The 15,202-nt window shown below is 41.7% G+C and carries 11 protein-coding genes; 5 read left to right on the top strand and 6 right to left on the bottom strand.

Features of this window, described 5'->3' with window-relative positions; all coding sequences use genetic code 11:
- Positions 1 to 80: 80 nt before the first annotated feature.
- The 5 genes from BM161_RS12600 to leuS all read left to right on the top strand — a co-directional run bounded on the left by BM161_RS12600 (position 81) and on the right by leuS (position 6,530).
- Complete coding sequence (locus tag BM161_RS12600; RefSeq protein ID WP_074933253.1) at positions 81 to 761, top strand: metal ABC transporter ATP-binding protein; 681 nt, start codon at positions 81 to 83, stop codon at positions 759 to 761.
- The gene (locus BM161_RS12595) at positions 733 to 1,578 is read left to right on the top strand and encodes a metal ABC transporter permease (protein ID WP_074933252.1); all 846 of its coding nucleotides are present in this window, start codon (positions 733 to 735) and stop codon (positions 1,576 to 1,578) included. The genes BM161_RS12600 and BM161_RS12595 overlap by 29 nt, the downstream gene beginning before the upstream one ends.
- Before the next feature lie 123 nt (positions 1,579 to 1,701).
- The gene (locus BM161_RS12590; protein ID WP_143090571.1) at positions 1,702 to 2,154 is read left to right on the top strand and encodes a hypothetical protein; all 453 of its coding nucleotides are present in this window, start codon (positions 1,702 to 1,704) and stop codon (positions 2,152 to 2,154) included.
- A 67-nt stretch (positions 2,155 to 2,221) separates the two neighbouring features.
- Positions 2,222 to 3,901: a glycoside hydrolase family 5 protein gene (locus BM161_RS12585; RefSeq protein WP_074933247.1), complete on the top strand. Its 1,680-nt coding sequence runs from the start codon at positions 2,222 to 2,224 to the stop codon at positions 3,899 to 3,901.
- A gap of 76 nt (positions 3,902 to 3,977) precedes the next feature.
- Positions 3,978 to 6,530 (top strand): leucine--tRNA ligase, encoded by a 2,553-nt coding sequence (gene leuS, locus BM161_RS12580; RefSeq protein ID WP_074933245.1) that lies wholly within the window; start codon positions 3,978 to 3,980, stop codon positions 6,528 to 6,530.
- A gap of 184 nt (positions 6,531 to 6,714) precedes the next feature.
- On the opposite strand, the gene BM161_RS12575 is transcribed toward leuS, so the two are convergent.
- The 6 genes from BM161_RS12575 to BM161_RS12550 form a co-directional block, all read right to left on the bottom strand.
- On the bottom strand, positions 6,715 to 7,041 hold the full coding sequence (locus BM161_RS12575; RefSeq protein ID WP_074643013.1) for an STAS domain-containing protein: 327 nt from the start codon (positions 7,039 to 7,041) through the stop codon (positions 6,715 to 6,717).
- On the bottom strand, positions 7,041 to 9,545 hold the full coding sequence (locus BM161_RS12570) for a SpoIIE family protein phosphatase (protein WP_074933244.1): 2,505 nt from the start codon (positions 9,543 to 9,545) through the stop codon (positions 7,041 to 7,043). The genes BM161_RS12575 and BM161_RS12570 overlap by 1 nt, the downstream gene beginning before the upstream one ends.
- Before the next feature lies 1 nt (position 9,546).
- Positions 9,547 to 10,863 carry a PP2C family protein-serine/threonine phosphatase gene (locus BM161_RS12565; protein ID WP_244882843.1) on the bottom strand — a complete coding sequence of 439 codons (1,317 nt, stop codon included), beginning with the start codon at positions 10,861 to 10,863 and terminating at the stop codon, positions 9,547 to 9,549.
- 353 nt (positions 10,864 to 11,216) lie between these two features.
- Positions 11,217 to 12,368: a molecular chaperone DnaJ gene (gene dnaJ, locus BM161_RS12560; RefSeq protein WP_074933240.1), complete on the bottom strand. Its 1,152-nt coding sequence runs from the start codon at positions 12,366 to 12,368 to the stop codon at positions 11,217 to 11,219.
- A 150-nt stretch (positions 12,369 to 12,518) separates the two neighbouring features.
- Positions 12,519 to 14,483, bottom strand: a complete 1,965-nt coding sequence (gene dnaK / locus BM161_RS12555) for a molecular chaperone DnaK (protein WP_074933238.1) — start codon at positions 14,481 to 14,483, stop codon at positions 12,519 to 12,521.
- A 91-nt stretch (positions 14,484 to 14,574) separates the two neighbouring features.
- Positions 14,575 to 15,177 carry a nucleotide exchange factor GrpE gene (locus BM161_RS12550; RefSeq protein WP_074933236.1) on the bottom strand — a complete coding sequence of 201 codons (603 nt, stop codon included), beginning with the start codon at positions 15,175 to 15,177 and terminating at the stop codon, positions 14,575 to 14,577.
- Positions 15,178 to 15,202: the final 25 nt, after the last annotated feature.

The raw sequence follows: 15,202 nt of genomic DNA, 5'->3' as shown, positions 1-15,202 counted from the left end.
TTTGTAACTAAAAACTTATTGAGCATTGTATAAAAATTAAAAATATGTCATATTTGATAATCATTCTCAAATTAGCAAACATGGCACAGTTAATATGTAAAAACCTTACTCTTGGGTATGGTACAAAAACAGTAATAGAAAATCTCTCTTTTGAAGTAAACAAAGGTGACTATCTTTGTATTGTTGGTGAAAACGGTTCTGGAAAATCAACTCTCATGAAAACCATTCTCCGCCTTCATAAACCAACCGCCGGAACCATCACAACTGGAGACGGTCTGCTTGCAGATGAAATCAGTTACCTGCCTCAGCAGACAGAAGTACAGAGAGACTTCCCTGCAAGCGTGCGAGAAATTGTACTTTCCGGCTGTCAGTCTCGCTGCGGCCGCCGCCCGTTTTATAACAAGGCAGAAAAGCAGCTTGCCGTTGCCGCAATGGAAAAACTTGGAATCACTCACCTTGCAAAAAAATGCTACCGTGAACTTTCAGGCGGTCAGCAGCAGAGAACTCTTCTTGCCCGTGCCCTTTGCGCTGCACAGAAAATGCTTCTTCTCGATGAACCGGTAACTGGACTGGACCCTGCCGCAACACAGGAAATGTACGATCTTATTGAGCAGCTTAACAAAGACGGAATTACAATCATTATGATTTCCCATGACACAGACGCAGCGCTCAAATACGCAAGTCATGTGCTTCATATAGGAAAAGAAACTTTTTTTGGAGACGTAAAAGAATATGATAGACACCTTAGCAACATACTTTAGTTTTGCATTTGTCCGCTACGCCTTCATTGTAGGAGTTTTGATTTCCCTCTGCTCTTCTCTGCTTGGCGTTACCCTCGTACTCAAGCGCTTTTCATTTATTGGAGACGGGCTTTCTCATGTTGCCTTCGGAGGAATCTGTATTGCAACAGTTCTTGGAACCTTCATAAAAATTCCAAACGATATGTACATTGTTCTGCCATTAACAATTCTTTGTGCAATTCTTTTGCTCCGTTCAGGTCAGAACAAAAAGATTCAGGGAGATGCCGCTGTTGCTATGATTTCTGTAGCCTCACTTGCAATCGGTTATCTTTTGATGAACATCTTCTCAACCTCATCAAACATTACAGGTGATGTCTGCAGTACCCTGTTCGGTTCAACTTCTATCCTCACTCTCACTCAGGGAGAAGTATGGCTTTGTACAGGGCTTTCACTTGCTGTAATAATTGCCTACGTAATCTTCTATAATAAAATCTTCTGCGTTACCTTTGACGAAAACTTTGCAACCGCAGTAGGAACACATGCACAGGTATACAATCTTGTAATCGCAATAATCATAGCTGTAATCATTGTACTTGCAATGAATCTGGTGGGCTCCCTTTTAATTTCCGCTCTGGTAATCTTCCCTGCCCTGTCAGCAATGCGCGTTTTCAAAAGCTTCCGAAGCGTAACCATCTGCTCTGCTGTAGTTTCAGTTGTATGCTCGGTAACCGGTCTTTTAATTTCAGTTCTCGCCGGCACCCCGGTAGGAAGCACAATTGTTGCCGCAGACTTAGCAGCATTCCTCATATTTACATTGGTGGGAATTTTTGTAAAATAGAAAGTGATGATTAAGAATATTTTTAGGGCGTTCCGGCTCCAGCTTCGCTTCCGCCGTCGGGCTTTAGCTCGACAGTCCTCGGCCCTTCTGGCCTGCGGTCTGCTCGCGACAATCCCTAACGCGTTGATCTCATGTAAAGCTAAAAACAAAACTGATAATGCCGGTCTTCAGGCCGCAAATTCAGCAAAAACACAGAGCACTGTCTCACAAACAGCTCCCCGTGACCTGTCAAAAATCGACCTCGACCTCACCCAAATGTCTGCCACAATGATTTACTCCACAATGTTTGACATGCTTGTTATGGCCGAAGATTATATCGAAAAAAACATCAAAGTTTCCGGCTGGTTCGAAACCTACACCGACCCGCAGACTGGAGAGTTATATTACGCAGTTGTTGTACCCGATGCCACTGCCTGCTGCCAGCAGGGTATGGAATTCGTATGGCAGGGAAATCATAACTACCCCGACGATTATCCTCAGCCCGGTCAGGACATAACCGTTACCGGAATCTATAAGATGATAGAAAACAACGGTATAACCTATACTTACCTCGAAGCTTCAAAAGTTGAATTTTAATTTTGTGAGTTAAACTCTCTTTTTTTTCCATAAATTCCGTGTAATAATTATAGAAAACGGAGGATTTATGAAAAAATCACTTTTTACAATTACACTTCTTTTACTAATGACATCGGCATTCTGCCAGAACAAGCTGCCATTTACAAAAGGCATTAACATGCTCACTTATTTTGAAAGCTGGAATAAAGGAGAGCTTCCAAATCTTAATAAACATGAAGAAGCAGATTTTGCCTGCCTTAAAAACATGGGCGTAGAGGTAATAAGACTCCCGGTTCATTTTGAAAATCTGATGGAACCTTATGCTACCGGAAAAATATACGATATTGTTTTTGAAAGACTTGATAAAGTTTGTGACTGGGCTGAAAAATATCAGATATATCTTGTAATAGACAATCATTCCTTTAATTCTGAAGAAGAAGACAATAACCCGCCTTCAGCTCAATTCTATAAAGAGCACCTGGAAGCTGTGTGGTCTCAGGTTGCTCAACGTTATAAAGACAGAAGCCAATACATCATTTATGAAATCATAAATGAACCCAAAGGCAAAGGAGACGTTGCAAGCAAATGGGTAAAAATCCAGCAGGGAATAATTGATCTTATAAGACAGTATGATCCAGAACGTGATATTGTTGTAACAGGTGCAGATTTTTCCAGTATCGACACCCTTGTAAAAATGAAGCCTTACAAAGACCCTCATCTTATTTATACCTTCCATTTTTATGAGCCTTTCATCTTTACTCATCAGGGTGCTACCTGGGTTGGAAAAGAAATGATAGATCTGGAAGGACTGCCTTTCCCTTATGATAAAAATAAATTACCTGAATTAAAAGGAAATACAAAAGGCTCATGGATACAGTGGCAGATTGAAAATGAATACTACCAGACAGGAACAGAAAAATTTATTAATAGCAGAATAAAGAAAGCCGCAGACTGGGCAAAGAAAAATAAAGTCCGGGTATGGGCCGGTGAAATGGGGGCAAAAACCTGGATTGATTCAAAATACAGACTGGCCTGGATAAATGCAACAAGAACAGCGCTGGTTAAAAATGAAATACCTTACTGTAGCTGGGGCATTGATGGTTCAGATGGATTTTTAACATCAGATAAAGCTGGACTGATTTTCCCGGATGATATCGATAAAGAAGCACTTGAAGCTTACGGCTTTACAATGCCAGATAAAAAGCTTTCCGAAAAAACAAGGATAAACATAACTTCACAAAAACCATACCTTGTTTATGATGGCTTACTGGGCAAGGGCTGCAGCAAAATCTGCTGGGGAAATATAAATGAAATAAGAAAAGATAGATCTTACGATTACTGCTTTTCTATTTCATATCCGGGAAAACAGAGTGGCATTAAGCTTAATCTCCCTAATAAAATATCAGGTATATTAGGTAAAGATCCACAGTCTTTTTCTATAAGCTTATCTGTGAAGTTTACAGATAAAAGTCAGGAATTCAACTTAAACCTTTCAGATGCAGACGAAGGTGCAGAACTGCCTCCATGGAACATCACTGTTAAAATAAAGGCTTCAGATTATAAGATTGGAGAATGGATAACCGTTGAAATTCCATTTTCAAGATTTACAGAGAGCGGAGCCTGGTCCGAAAAAGCAAACAAATGGTTTGAGTCTCAGGGAAAATATGACTGGTCTCGCCTTTGCTGTATCTATTTCGACTTTGATGATTTTGACAACAAAAAAGCCGATACCATCTACATTGACGACATTGTGATTAAGAAGATGTAACATCCCATACAAGTTCTTCACAGACCTCTTAAATTTTACTATAATATTTCAATCATTTTAAATAAGAGGTAGCATAATGTCAAAATATCCATTTGAATCAATCGAGCCTAAATGGCAGAAATATTGGGACGAACACAAAACTTTTAAGGTAACCGAGGATGAAAAGTTCCCGGCTGACAAGCGCATGTATGTACTGGACATGTTCCCGTATCCAAGTGCAGCCGGACTACATGTTGGACATCCTGAAGGTTATACCGCAACAGATATTTACTGCCGCTACCTGCGTATGAACGGTTACAACGTTCTTCACCCTATGGGATACGATGCTTTCGGTCTTCCTGCAGAAAACTACGCAATCAAGACTGGAACACATCCAAAGACAACAACTAATGCAAATATCGAACACTTCACACAGCAGATTAAGTCGCTTGGCTTCAGCTACGACTGGGACCGCTGTGTATCTACCTGTGAGCCAGACTATTACAAATGGACACAGTGGATTTTCCTCCAGCTCTATAAGAAGGGCCTTGCTTACGAAGCTCAGACTCCAATCAACTGGTGTCCTTCTTGTATGACTGGTCTTGCTAACGAGGAAGTAAAAGACGGAAAGTGCGACCGCTGTGGCGCAGAAGTTACTCACAAGACAATCCGCCAGTGGATTTTGAAGATTACTGATTACGCAGACCGCCTCGATGCAGACCTCGAAGGTCTCGACTGGCCGGAAAGTGTAAAGGCTATGCAGCACAACTGGATTGGAAAATCAACAGGTGCTGAAGTTACCTTCACTGTAGCAGACAAAGACGGAAAGCCAACTGATAACAAGCTCACAGTTTATACAACACGCTGTGATACACTCTTCGGAGCTACTTACATGGTAGTAAGCCCTGAGCACAAAATCATTTCTGAAATCACAACTCCAGAACAGGCTGATGCAGTTAAGGCTTATCAGGAAGCAGCTGCAAAGAAATCTGACCTTGAGCGTACAGACCTTGCAAAAGACAAGACTGGTGTATTCTCTGGAAGCTATGCAATCAACCCTGTAAACGGAAAACTCATTCCTATCTGGATTGCAGACTACGTATTGATTTCTTACGGAACTGGTGCAATTATGGCCGTTCCTGCTCACGATGACCGCGACTGGGAATTTGCTAAGAAGTTCAATCTTCCAATCATCGAAGTTTTGAAATCAGAAGTTGACGTACAGCAGCAGGCTTGGACTCAGGATGGAATCCACGTAAACTCTGACTTCCTCGATGGTCTGAACAAAGCAGATGCAATTGCCAAGATGCTTGAGTTCCTCGAAGAAAAGAAAATCGGCCGCAAGGCTATCAACTATAAACTCCGCGACTGGGTTTACAGCCGCCAGCGCTACTGGGGTGAACCAATTCCTCTGGTACACTGTCCGGATTGTGGAACAGTTCCAGTTCCGGAAGAAGAGCTCCCATTGAAACTTCCTGAGGTAAAATCATATCAGCCTACAGGAACTGGAGAATCTCCTCTTGCTGCTATTGATTCATGGGTAAACTGCAAGTGTCCAAAGTGCGGAAAACCTGCAAAACGCGAAACAAACACAATGCCTCAGTGGGGTGGAAGCTGCTGGTACTACCTCCGCTACCTTGACCCACACAACGACAAGGCTTTCTGTGCTCCAGAAAAAGAAAAGTACTGGATGCCTGTAGATCTTTATATTGGTGGTGCTGAACATGCCGTTCTCCACCTTCTCTATGCCCGCTTCTGGCACAAGGTTCTTTATGATATTGGTGTGGTAAGCACAAAAGAGCCGTTCCAGCGCCTTGTAAACCAGGGTATGATTACTTCATTTGCTTTCCAGCGCAAGAACAAGACTCTGGTTCCAGTTGATGAAGTTGAACAGCGCGAAGACGGAAAATACTACGAAAAGGCAACCGGCGAAGAACTCGAACAGATTGTTGCAAAGATGTCTAAGTCTTTGAAGAACGTAGTAAATCCTGATGATGAAATTAAAGCATACGGTGCAGACTCTGTTCGTATGTACGAAATGTTCATGGGACCTCTTACAATGAGTAAGCCATGGGCAACTCAGGGTATTGTTGGTATTCACCGCTTCCTTGAAAAGGTATGGTCTGTATCTGAAAAGCCAATGTCTGATATCGATATCACAGGCAAGCTCGAAGACAAGGCTTTGATTTCTGCACGCAAGACTTTTGCTCAGACAATCAAAAAGGTAACTGATGATACAGCTACTTTGAACTTCAACACAGCAATCAGTCAGATGATGATTTTCATCAACGAACTCTCAAAGCTTCCAGAAGTTCCAAAGGCAATGTGGAGCGACTTCGTAAAGGTACTCTCACCTTACGCTCCTCACCTCGGCGAAGAGCTCTGGGAAAAACTCGGCAATAAAGAGACTATCGCTTACGTTGCATGGCCAAAGATCAACGATGACTTTGCTAAGGATGATATAAAGACAATCGTTGTAATGGTTAATGGTAAAAAACGCGATACATTTGAAGCAGCACCTGGTTCTTCAGATGACAGCCTCAAGGAAATCGCTTTCGCCCGCGACGGAGTAAAGAAATTTACAGATGGTCACGAAATTGTAAAGTGTATTGTTGTTAAAGATAAACTGGTTAACATTGTAGTTAAATAAGCCGGAAGTTAAATAATTATTCCCCGAGCAAATCGGGGAATAGAATAGACTTCGGTATATATAAAAAAACGGGCGGAGTCGGAATCGGGCCTGAAAAACATTCTGCACAAGCGAGCAAAGCGAGCGCGGAAGCCGTTTTTCAGGTACGAGTTCCGACGGGAGCCCGTTTTTTTTATATGAGCCGCTAATTTACCTCTGTTACACTGTTTATCAGGTTGAATAAATATTTAAATCCCGTCGCGGAGATTGCTTTCTCCGCTTCATTCGACATGCTCATAAAATACAGTTTATGTCCAACATCTTCACTGTCATTAAATGCCGCCATCAAGAAGCCGATTCCTGCAGGGTCTAGTTCTACAAGCTTTGACATATCAAGTACGATATTATTTTTATGAACAGCGTCATAAAGCATGTTCTGGAATTCACCGATTGTATAGGCGTTCAACGCACCTTCGAGTTCATATAAGTGATAGTTAGCACCATCTTTTTCTACGATTGATAACTGTTCCATTATAAACCAGCCTCCTTCATCATTGCATCAAGATCACTTAAGTCAGGCATTTCAAAGCCCTCTGGCATTGTCATATCATCATCTGGAATCGCAGGCTTTTCTTCTGCAGGTGCTTCTACCTGTGGAGCAGGTTCTTCTACAACAGCTTCTTCAGTCGCTGCAGCAGCAGCCATTTCTGCGGCTACAGATTCTGGAGTTACAGTTTCATCTGCAACAGCTTCCATCTGTGAATCTACTGGCTCTTCAACCGGAGTCTCTTCTGCAGGAGCTTCAACAGCCTCTGTAGCTTCTGGCTCAGCAGGTTTATCTTCAACAGATTCCTTCTTAGCTTCTCCAAGACCCTCGTACTTAATTACAAGAATAGAAACGTCGTCTTCCATTTCTTTTGACATGAACTTTAAGAGTCCTTCAAAAGTAAACTGAGCCATACGCTGTGCAGGGTAAGTTGAGTTATCAAGCAAAGCCTGCTGAACACGTTCTTTACCAAACTGTTCACCACGAAGCGAGTGTGACTGAATCATACCATCTGTACATGCCATGATGATGTCACCATGATTAAGCTTTGTAGTTTTTACAGAAAGATATGGAGAAATATCTTTTACGAATCCAAGAATGTGTCCACTACCCTGAATTTCAATTACGTTGTTATAAACCTGAGTGTACATCATCAAAGCTGGAATACCACAGTTTATGTAGTACATTGTATCAGTTTCAAAATCAATGAGCGCAAACAAGCCGGCAAAGATTGTTCCCTTAGGAAGCGAATCTCGAACGAAGGTGTTCAGTTTAACAACCAGCTGCTTAAAGTCATGAACTTCTGAAAGATAAGAACGGATGATGGACTTTAAGATGACCATGTTCATGGAAGCCGCAATACCTTTTCCAGAAAGGTCACCTACTACGAACAAGTGGCGTGATTCAGTAAGACGAATCATATCAATGAACTCACCACCAATGTTATGAGCAGGAACCATCATGTATCCAATATCAACCTTTGGAGTCTTAACATGATCAATGTTTTCCTGAATGGAAGTAATAATCTGAGAAGACATCTTAATTTCTCGGTTTACGACACCAATAACGTCTTTGTTCGAAATGTTACGCATGTAGTAACCGAATACGAAGAAGTATGAGTAAAGCTTTACAAATACGTTGTAGTCATATTCCTTGTAGTGGTCACCACTGGCCTTTTTACCAAGAGTAATAATACCAAAGATGTTATGACCTTCATTAAGAATAAACAATGCATCAGATTTAGTTACTTTAAAGAAATCTTCAAGTTCTTTCTGAACCACTGCAAGGTCATGCTGCTTTTCAATCTGACTTGATACAACAATACTCTTGTTGATATTAAGAAGAGCATCGAACATAGGGTTGTTCAACGGAATCTTAATATTCATATTGTTTGAAGAGTAAGCAACATCAAGTTCATTCTGACCAGAAAGAATGTAAACCGACATAGAAGAAGCTTCTACGTTACGGCGCATAATTTCAAACATCTTTGCTGTAATCTGGTCCATTTCTGCCTCGCGGTAATCAATACCGGCAAGGTCTTTTTCAAGAGAAGCTTCGTAATCTGCTGTATAAAGTTTTGAAGAAGAAGAAAGAATTGAACTGATCCACAATGAGAACAAAACTGCAGCAGTAGAATATACAATAAACTCTCCAATGAAGACTGGAGTTAATGAAGTGCCAATTGGCTGGAAGAACATTGAAAGCACACCAACTACAACAGCAGGGACAATGTATGAAACAACTGTCTTGAACAGCGATACAAACATTGCCTTTCCTGAAGGTACAGAAATCTTTGTTAGTGCCATGAAGAATACTACGTACATAAACAGGTACGAGAACATATAAAGCAATGAGAAGGCTGGAGCTGATGTAGAAATAAACTTGATTGCAAGATTAATTGCCCACATCAAAAGAATACCTTCTGCCATTACAGAAGTCTGATATTTTTCAAGCTGAGTTGCATTCTTATCTTCCTGAAGAATTACAAGGAAAAGCATTCCTGTAATAAGCACAATATAGCGGTAAAGATAAGTAAACAAAGAACTCCAGGTGAGAGGGAAGAAATCTCTTGCAGGAGCTGGAATAAGATATTCTGAAGCAATTACAATACCGTGCTCAAAAGAAATATCAATTGTAGTGAACTTAAAAAAGGCGATGAAAATTGAGAATGCAATAAGCACATATTTAAGAATCGAAGTAATTAAAAGTCTTCTTGGACGACCAATTTCAAAAATACCAAAACTTACAATTACAAAGGCAACTCCATCAAGCGAGAGACAGATTCTCATTACCGGAACTATAAGCGCTTCAAAGTTTGTATAGCGCATTATAAGAACAAGCACAAACAAGATAGACTCAATTGCAGTAACAAGCATTGCAACTGAGAAAGAAGTAACACCCAGGTTATCTGACTTTGTTTTACTATCTATAAGATGGGTAAAGAAGATTATGAATATAGCACAAACAATATTAAGAATTATATAAATCATATTAGTAACCTACCTTGGCAATCATCATAGTAACGTCATCATGAAGTTTTTTATCACCATTGTACTTCCAGATTAAGTCTACAATATCATCAACCATCTGCTGAGGATCCTTAGCAGCACCAGCCATAAGAGTCTTTTTATAGATATCTGTATCACCAAGCTCTACACCACTATCATCCATTACTTCAGATACACCGTCGGTTGCCATCAGAATGGTATCCCCACGGAAGAGGCGCTTTTCGGCAACTGTTACATCACCTACATCAAGAATACCAATAAGTGAAGCATTTGAAGTAAGAGGCTTAATACGATATCCGTCTGGAGAAGGCGAAAGAATAATCGGATCAGACATGGAAGCATTGATATAGCGGATACGCATTTTTTCTGTATCAACAATACTCAGGAACAATACGGTATATTTATCCTGAAGGTGCATTCCCTTAATTGCTTTATCGATTGCGTGAAGCACACCAACAAGATCTTCTTTGTCTTCGATAATCTTTACAGTGTTCATCACCAAACCCATGATGAGGGCGGCAGGAAGTCCCTTACCAGATACGTCTCCAAGCATGAGCAGAGTCTTTGAAGCATCAATTGGAAGGATTGAGAAGTAGTCTCCCGATACGTTTACGAGAGGACGATAATAAGTTGCAATCTTAAGTTTTGGAATATTTGGAATCTTCTGTGGAAGGAAGGACTGCTGTGTTTCAGCAAGCTGTTCCCATTCCTTTGTTGTAGAAGAGATTTCCGAAAGTGTTGTAATTGTTCGGGAACGGGTTACAAAACGCTTATATTCCTCAAAAAGACGCTTATAAACATCAAGGTCAAAAAGTCTTGTATAACGGCAGAATACATAAAGATGGAAACCTTCGCAGCACATAAAGAAACCACGTGCCTTGCGGTAATTAGTTGTAACACCAATATGGCGGTCAAAGAAATAAAAACCATCTGGCCAAGCTTCAGTAAAGTGCTGGTCAAGCTTATTTCTTACAGTTTCAGAGGTAGAAGTTCTGTTAGGGCTGTTGTAAAGAATGTAATTCTTTGTACGGTCAATCAGAAGAACTGAACAGTCACCCTGCTTTTCCAGAATATCACCAATTACAACATAAAAATCATCAAGGGAATAACAGAAACGAAGACGGTCGATAAAGTCGTTCAGAATAACAGTTTCACCAGTTTCAAGAGTATCGTGGCGTACCTTATTCAGAAGAAAAGAACGGAACCTGTTTCCCCAGAAAACTGTAGCAAAGAATACAATAAAAGCTACAAGTAATGTTATCCAAGAAAAACCTTCTTCAGTTTTCTGTGGTAAAAGCATAAGACATGCCAGGATAAAACAAATAATTGTTATAGCATTTATGGAGATTAAAACCGCTCTTTTTCTGGTTTTGTACATGATTACCTCTGTTTATTACCTGAATATTTTAAATAGACTGATACTATTCTATCATATTATCGGAATAATTGGGAAAAAAGTTCAGAAAATAAGGAAATATGCGGATACATTTGAATCTATCAAAACTTTACACACTGTGCTTATATTATAAATGGCTTCCGTTGCGCGTATCCACAAAAACAACTAAGGGTAGCACCGCTTGAAGCGCAAGCCCAAATAACCCATAGAATGTTTTTGCAGCTACGCTCCACTCGCGCCATTTATAATATAAGAAATTAACTGTCTAATTTTGATAGATTCAACAAATTCGGTTCTTTAGGCGGATTCTCTAATTCCATGTATTGTTTCAATAATTCCTTCTGTTTACCAGAAAGGTGTGTTGGAACCTGAACCATGATTTTTACGTACAAATCACCCTTACGTGATGAGCCTGAAAGTGGAACACCTTCGCCTTTTATGCGTAAAAGCTTTCCATTTGCAGTTCCATCAGGGATTTTAATAGCTAATTTCTTGCCATCGAGGGCTGTGATTGTGATTTCACAGCCAAGAGCAGCCTGTGCAATGCTGATTGGAACAGCACAGTAGAGATCTGCACCGTCTCTTTCGAAGAATGGATGCTGTTCTACGTGTAATACAACTACGAGGTCTCCAGCTGGTCCACCGTTTTCACCGGCATCACCCATTCCGCGGATTACGATACGTTTTCCGTTATCAACTCCAGCAGGAATCTTAAGAGACATCTGCTTAGATTTTTCCTGAATACCAGTTCCACGGCAGCTAGAACAAGGCTTGTCGATTACAGTACCACGTCCGCTACATTTAGGACAAGTCTGCTGAATAGTAAAGAAGCCGTTACCCTGACGAACCTGGCCCATACCATTACAGGTAGGACAAGTTTTCTTAGAAGCGCCGGCTGCAGCTCCACTACCCTTACAAGCTTCACAAGGCTCATTATGCTTAAAGTGAATGTCTGCAGTTGTACCGTAAACGGCATCTTTAAACTGAATATGAAGATCATAGCGGAGGCTTGAACCTGCTGCAGGACCACTGCTTCTTGAACTGCTGCGTCCGCCGCCACCAAAGCCACCGCCGAAAATACTATCAAAAATATCGGAGAAGCCGCCACCGGCTCCACCAAAGAGGTCTGAGAAGTCGTGGAAGGCATGTGAATACTGTGCTCCACCGCCTCCCTGACCCATTCCGTCAAGACCGGCAAAACCGTACTGGTCGTAAATAGGACGTTTTTCTGCATCAGAAAGAACTTCGTAAGCTTCTGTTGCCTCACGGAATTTTTCCTCGGCAGATTTGTCGCCCGGGTTTCGGTCCGGGTGATATTTTACAGCAAGCTTGCGGTAAGCCTTTTTAATTGCTTCCTGATCAGCTGATTTGTCAACACCTAATACTTCGTAATAATCGCGTTTTGCCATATCGTATTTCCATTAATAAAAAAATAATATTTAGTTAAACATCAAAAAAGGCCTGCTCTCCCGTGAAAAATGCCACTCGCCAACGGGATGATGTTGTCGAGCGTCATTTTTCACTCCGAGCATGCCTTCCGTGTAATTTTTATTTATTGCCTACTTGTCTTCGTCTTTAACTTCGTATTCAACGTCGTCGGCTGAACCTTTATTAAAGCCTGATTTATTTTCTGCACCAGCATCCGAAGCACCTGCTCCGGCATCTGCACCAGCGGCACCTTCAGCACCTGGCTGAGCTCCGCCGGCTGCGGCCTGCTGCTTGTAGAGCTCTTCAGCGATCTTGTAAGAAGCCTGCTTCAAAGCTTCAGTCTTAGCCTTGATGTCTTCTACATTGTCGCCCTGCATAGCCTGCTTGAGGGCAGCCATAGCATCTTCAATCTTCTGCTTTTCGCCACCGTCAACCTTGTCTCCAAGATCCTTGAGTGTCTTTTCTGTAGCGTAGATCAAGCTGTCTGCTTCGTTACGTGCATCAACGCCTTCGCGCTTAGCCTTATCTGCAGCTGCGTTTGCTTCTGCATCTTTAACCATCTTCTCGATTTCTTCATCAGAAAGTCCAGAAGAAGAAGTAATCTGAATGTGCTGTTCCTTACCGGTTCCAAGATCCTTAGCAGATACGTGAACAATACCGTTAGCATCGATATCGAATGTAACTTCAATCTGAGGAACACCACGAGGAGCGGCTGGAATACCTACGAGGTCGAAGCGGCCAAGAGTACGGTTCTGGTCAGCCATTTCACGCTCACCCTGGAGTACGTGGATTGATACGGCAGTCTGTCCATCAGCTGCAGTAGAGAAGATCTGACTCTTCTTTGTAGGAATTGTTGTATTTCTTGGGATAAGCTTTGTGAATACGCCACCCATTGTTTCAATACCAAGTGAAAGTGGAGTTACATCAAGAAGAAGAACGTCCTTTACATCACCCTGGAGTACACCACCCTGAATAGCTGCACCAACTGCAACTGCTTCATCTGGGTTTACAGCACGGCTACCCTCTTTTCCGAAAATAGCCTTAACAACTTCCTGTACCTTTGGCATACGAGAAGAACCACCAACAAGGAGAACCTCGTCAATCTTATCTGCTGTAATACCAGCATCCTGGAGAGCCTTGCGGCAAGGTTCCTTTGTTCTTTCGTAAAGGTCATCTGTCATCTGTTCAAACTGAGCACGAGTCAAAGACTTCTGAAGGTGCTTTGGACCAGTTGCATCAGCAGTAATAAATGGAAGGTTGATATCTGTAGAAGTCTGAGAAGAAAGCTGAATCTTAGCATTTTCAGCTGCTTCACGAAGACGCTGCATAGCCATTGGATCTTTAGAAAGGTCGATACCTGTATCAGCCTTAAAGCCGTCGATGAGCCAGTTTACGATAACACGGTCCCAGTCATCACCACCAAGGTGTGTATCACCGTTTGTAGATTTTACTTCGAATACGCCGTCTGCGAGTTCGAGAATAGAAATATCAAATGTACCACCACCAAGGTCGTATACAGCAATTGTCTTTTCCTTGTCCTGATCCTGTTTGAAACCGAAAGCAAGAGAAGCTGCTGTAGGTTCGTTGATAATACGCTGAACATTCAAACCAGCAATCTTACCAGCATCCTTAGTAGCCTGACGCTGAGAGTCGTTGAAGTAAGCAGGTACTGTAATTACAGCGTCTGTAACTTCTGTTCCGAGGTAATCCTCAGCAGTTTTCTTCATCTTCTGAAGAATGAAAGCAGAAATTTCCTGTGGAGAATACTTTTTCTTCTGTCCACCCTCTTCTACTTCTACACGGCAGTCTGAACCGTTATCGATGATTGTATATGGAAGCTTTGTTGCTTCACCCTGAAGTTCACTGTAGCGGTGTCCGATAAGACGCTTTACAGAGTAAACTGTGTTTTTAGGATTTGTTACCATCTGGTTTTTAGCAGGTGCACCAACAATGCGGTCTCCCTTAGCTGTGAAACCTACGATAGAAGGAGTTGTACGTCCACCTTCTGAGTTCTGAATTACTACTGGTTCACCGTTTTCCATTACGGCAACACAAGAGTTTGTTGTTCCTAAGTCAATACCTATGATTTTTCCCATTTTATATACCTCGCTTGTGGTGGTTGAGCCTGTCGAAACCACTCATTTATTAAGGTCATTTCGACAGGCTCAATGACCGTTTTTTACTATATTACTGCTTCGGTACCTTTACCATTACCTTAGCGTGTCTGATTACTTTATCCTTGAGCTTGTAGCCCTTGAGATAAACCTGAGCCAGAGTTTCTTTCTTGGCTTTTTCATCTTCCATACGACCGATTGCTTCGTGCTCGTCAGGATTAAATTCATCTCCTTCCTTGCCGTAGCCTGTAAGACCGTATTTATCTTCAAGCATCTTTACAAGATTCTTGTTTATCATCTTGATACCGTCTGCAATTGATTTTGCATCCTTTGCGTCTTTTGCAGCGTCAATTGTACGGTCAAAATTGTCCAAACTATCGAGCAGGTCGCCTAAAAGTCCGGCATTTGCGTAGTCGTAAGTATCCTGCTTTTCTTTCATCATGCGCTTGCGGTAGTTATCAAAGTCCGCAGCACGGCGCAAGAGCTGATCTTTAAGGTCAGCGTTCTCTTTTTCAAGGGCAGCAATGCGCTCTTCAGGAGTCTGTTCCTTTTTCTCATCTGCAGCATCAGCAGGTTTTTCTGCGGCGTCTGCAGCCTGTGAATCAGCAGTTTCTTCCTGAGAAGTTGCTTTTTCTTCTGTCTGATTTTCAGCTTGTTCTGTTTTCTCTTCAGCCATTCTTTTCCACCAAAAAATGATTTCT

The organism is Treponema bryantii (assembly GCF_900113965.1).
GTDB classification, from domain to species: Bacteria; Spirochaetota; Spirochaetia; order Treponematales; family Treponemataceae; genus Treponema_D; species Treponema_D bryantii_A.
The sequence above is the reverse complement of the archived record's forward strand: the minus strand, read 5'-3'. Positions and strand labels throughout refer to the sequence as shown.

What these genes read in the sequence shown, in the direction of transcription:
- BM161_RS12600 (WP_074933253.1), top strand. Translation starts at nt 81, where the DNA reads ATGGCACAGTTAATATGTAAAAACCTTACTCTTGGGTATGGTACAAAA.
- BM161_RS12595 (WP_074933252.1), top strand. Translation starts at nt 733, where the DNA reads ATGATAGACACCTTAGCAACATACTTTAGTTTTGCATTTGTCCGCTAC.
- BM161_RS12585 (WP_074933247.1), top strand. Translation starts at nt 2,222, where the DNA reads ATGAAAAAATCACTTTTTACAATTACACTTCTTTTACTAATGACATCG.
- leuS (WP_074933245.1), top strand. Translation starts at nt 3,978, where the DNA reads ATGTCAAAATATCCATTTGAATCAATCGAGCCTAAATGGCAGAAATAT.
- BM161_RS12575 (WP_074643013.1), bottom strand. Translation starts at nt 7,041, where the DNA reads ATGGAACAGTTATCAATCGTAGAAAAAGATGGTGCTAACTATCACTTA.
- BM161_RS12570 (WP_074933244.1), bottom strand. Translation starts at nt 9,545, where the DNA reads ATGATTTATATAATTCTTAATATTGTTTGTGCTATATTCATAATCTTC.
- BM161_RS12565 (WP_244882843.1), bottom strand. Translation starts at nt 10,863, where the DNA reads ATGCTTTTACCACAGAAAACTGAAGAAGGTTTTTCTTGGATAACATTA.
- dnaJ (WP_074933240.1), bottom strand. Translation starts at nt 12,368, where the DNA reads ATGGCAAAACGCGATTATTACGAAGTATTAGGTGTTGACAAATCAGCT.
- dnaK (WP_074933238.1), bottom strand. Translation starts at nt 14,483, where the DNA reads ATGGGAAAAATCATAGGTATTGACTTAGGAACAACAAACTCTTGTGTT.
- BM161_RS12550 (WP_074933236.1), bottom strand. Translation starts at nt 15,177, where the DNA reads ATGGCTGAAGAGAAAACAGAACAAGCTGAAAATCAGACAGAAGAAAAA.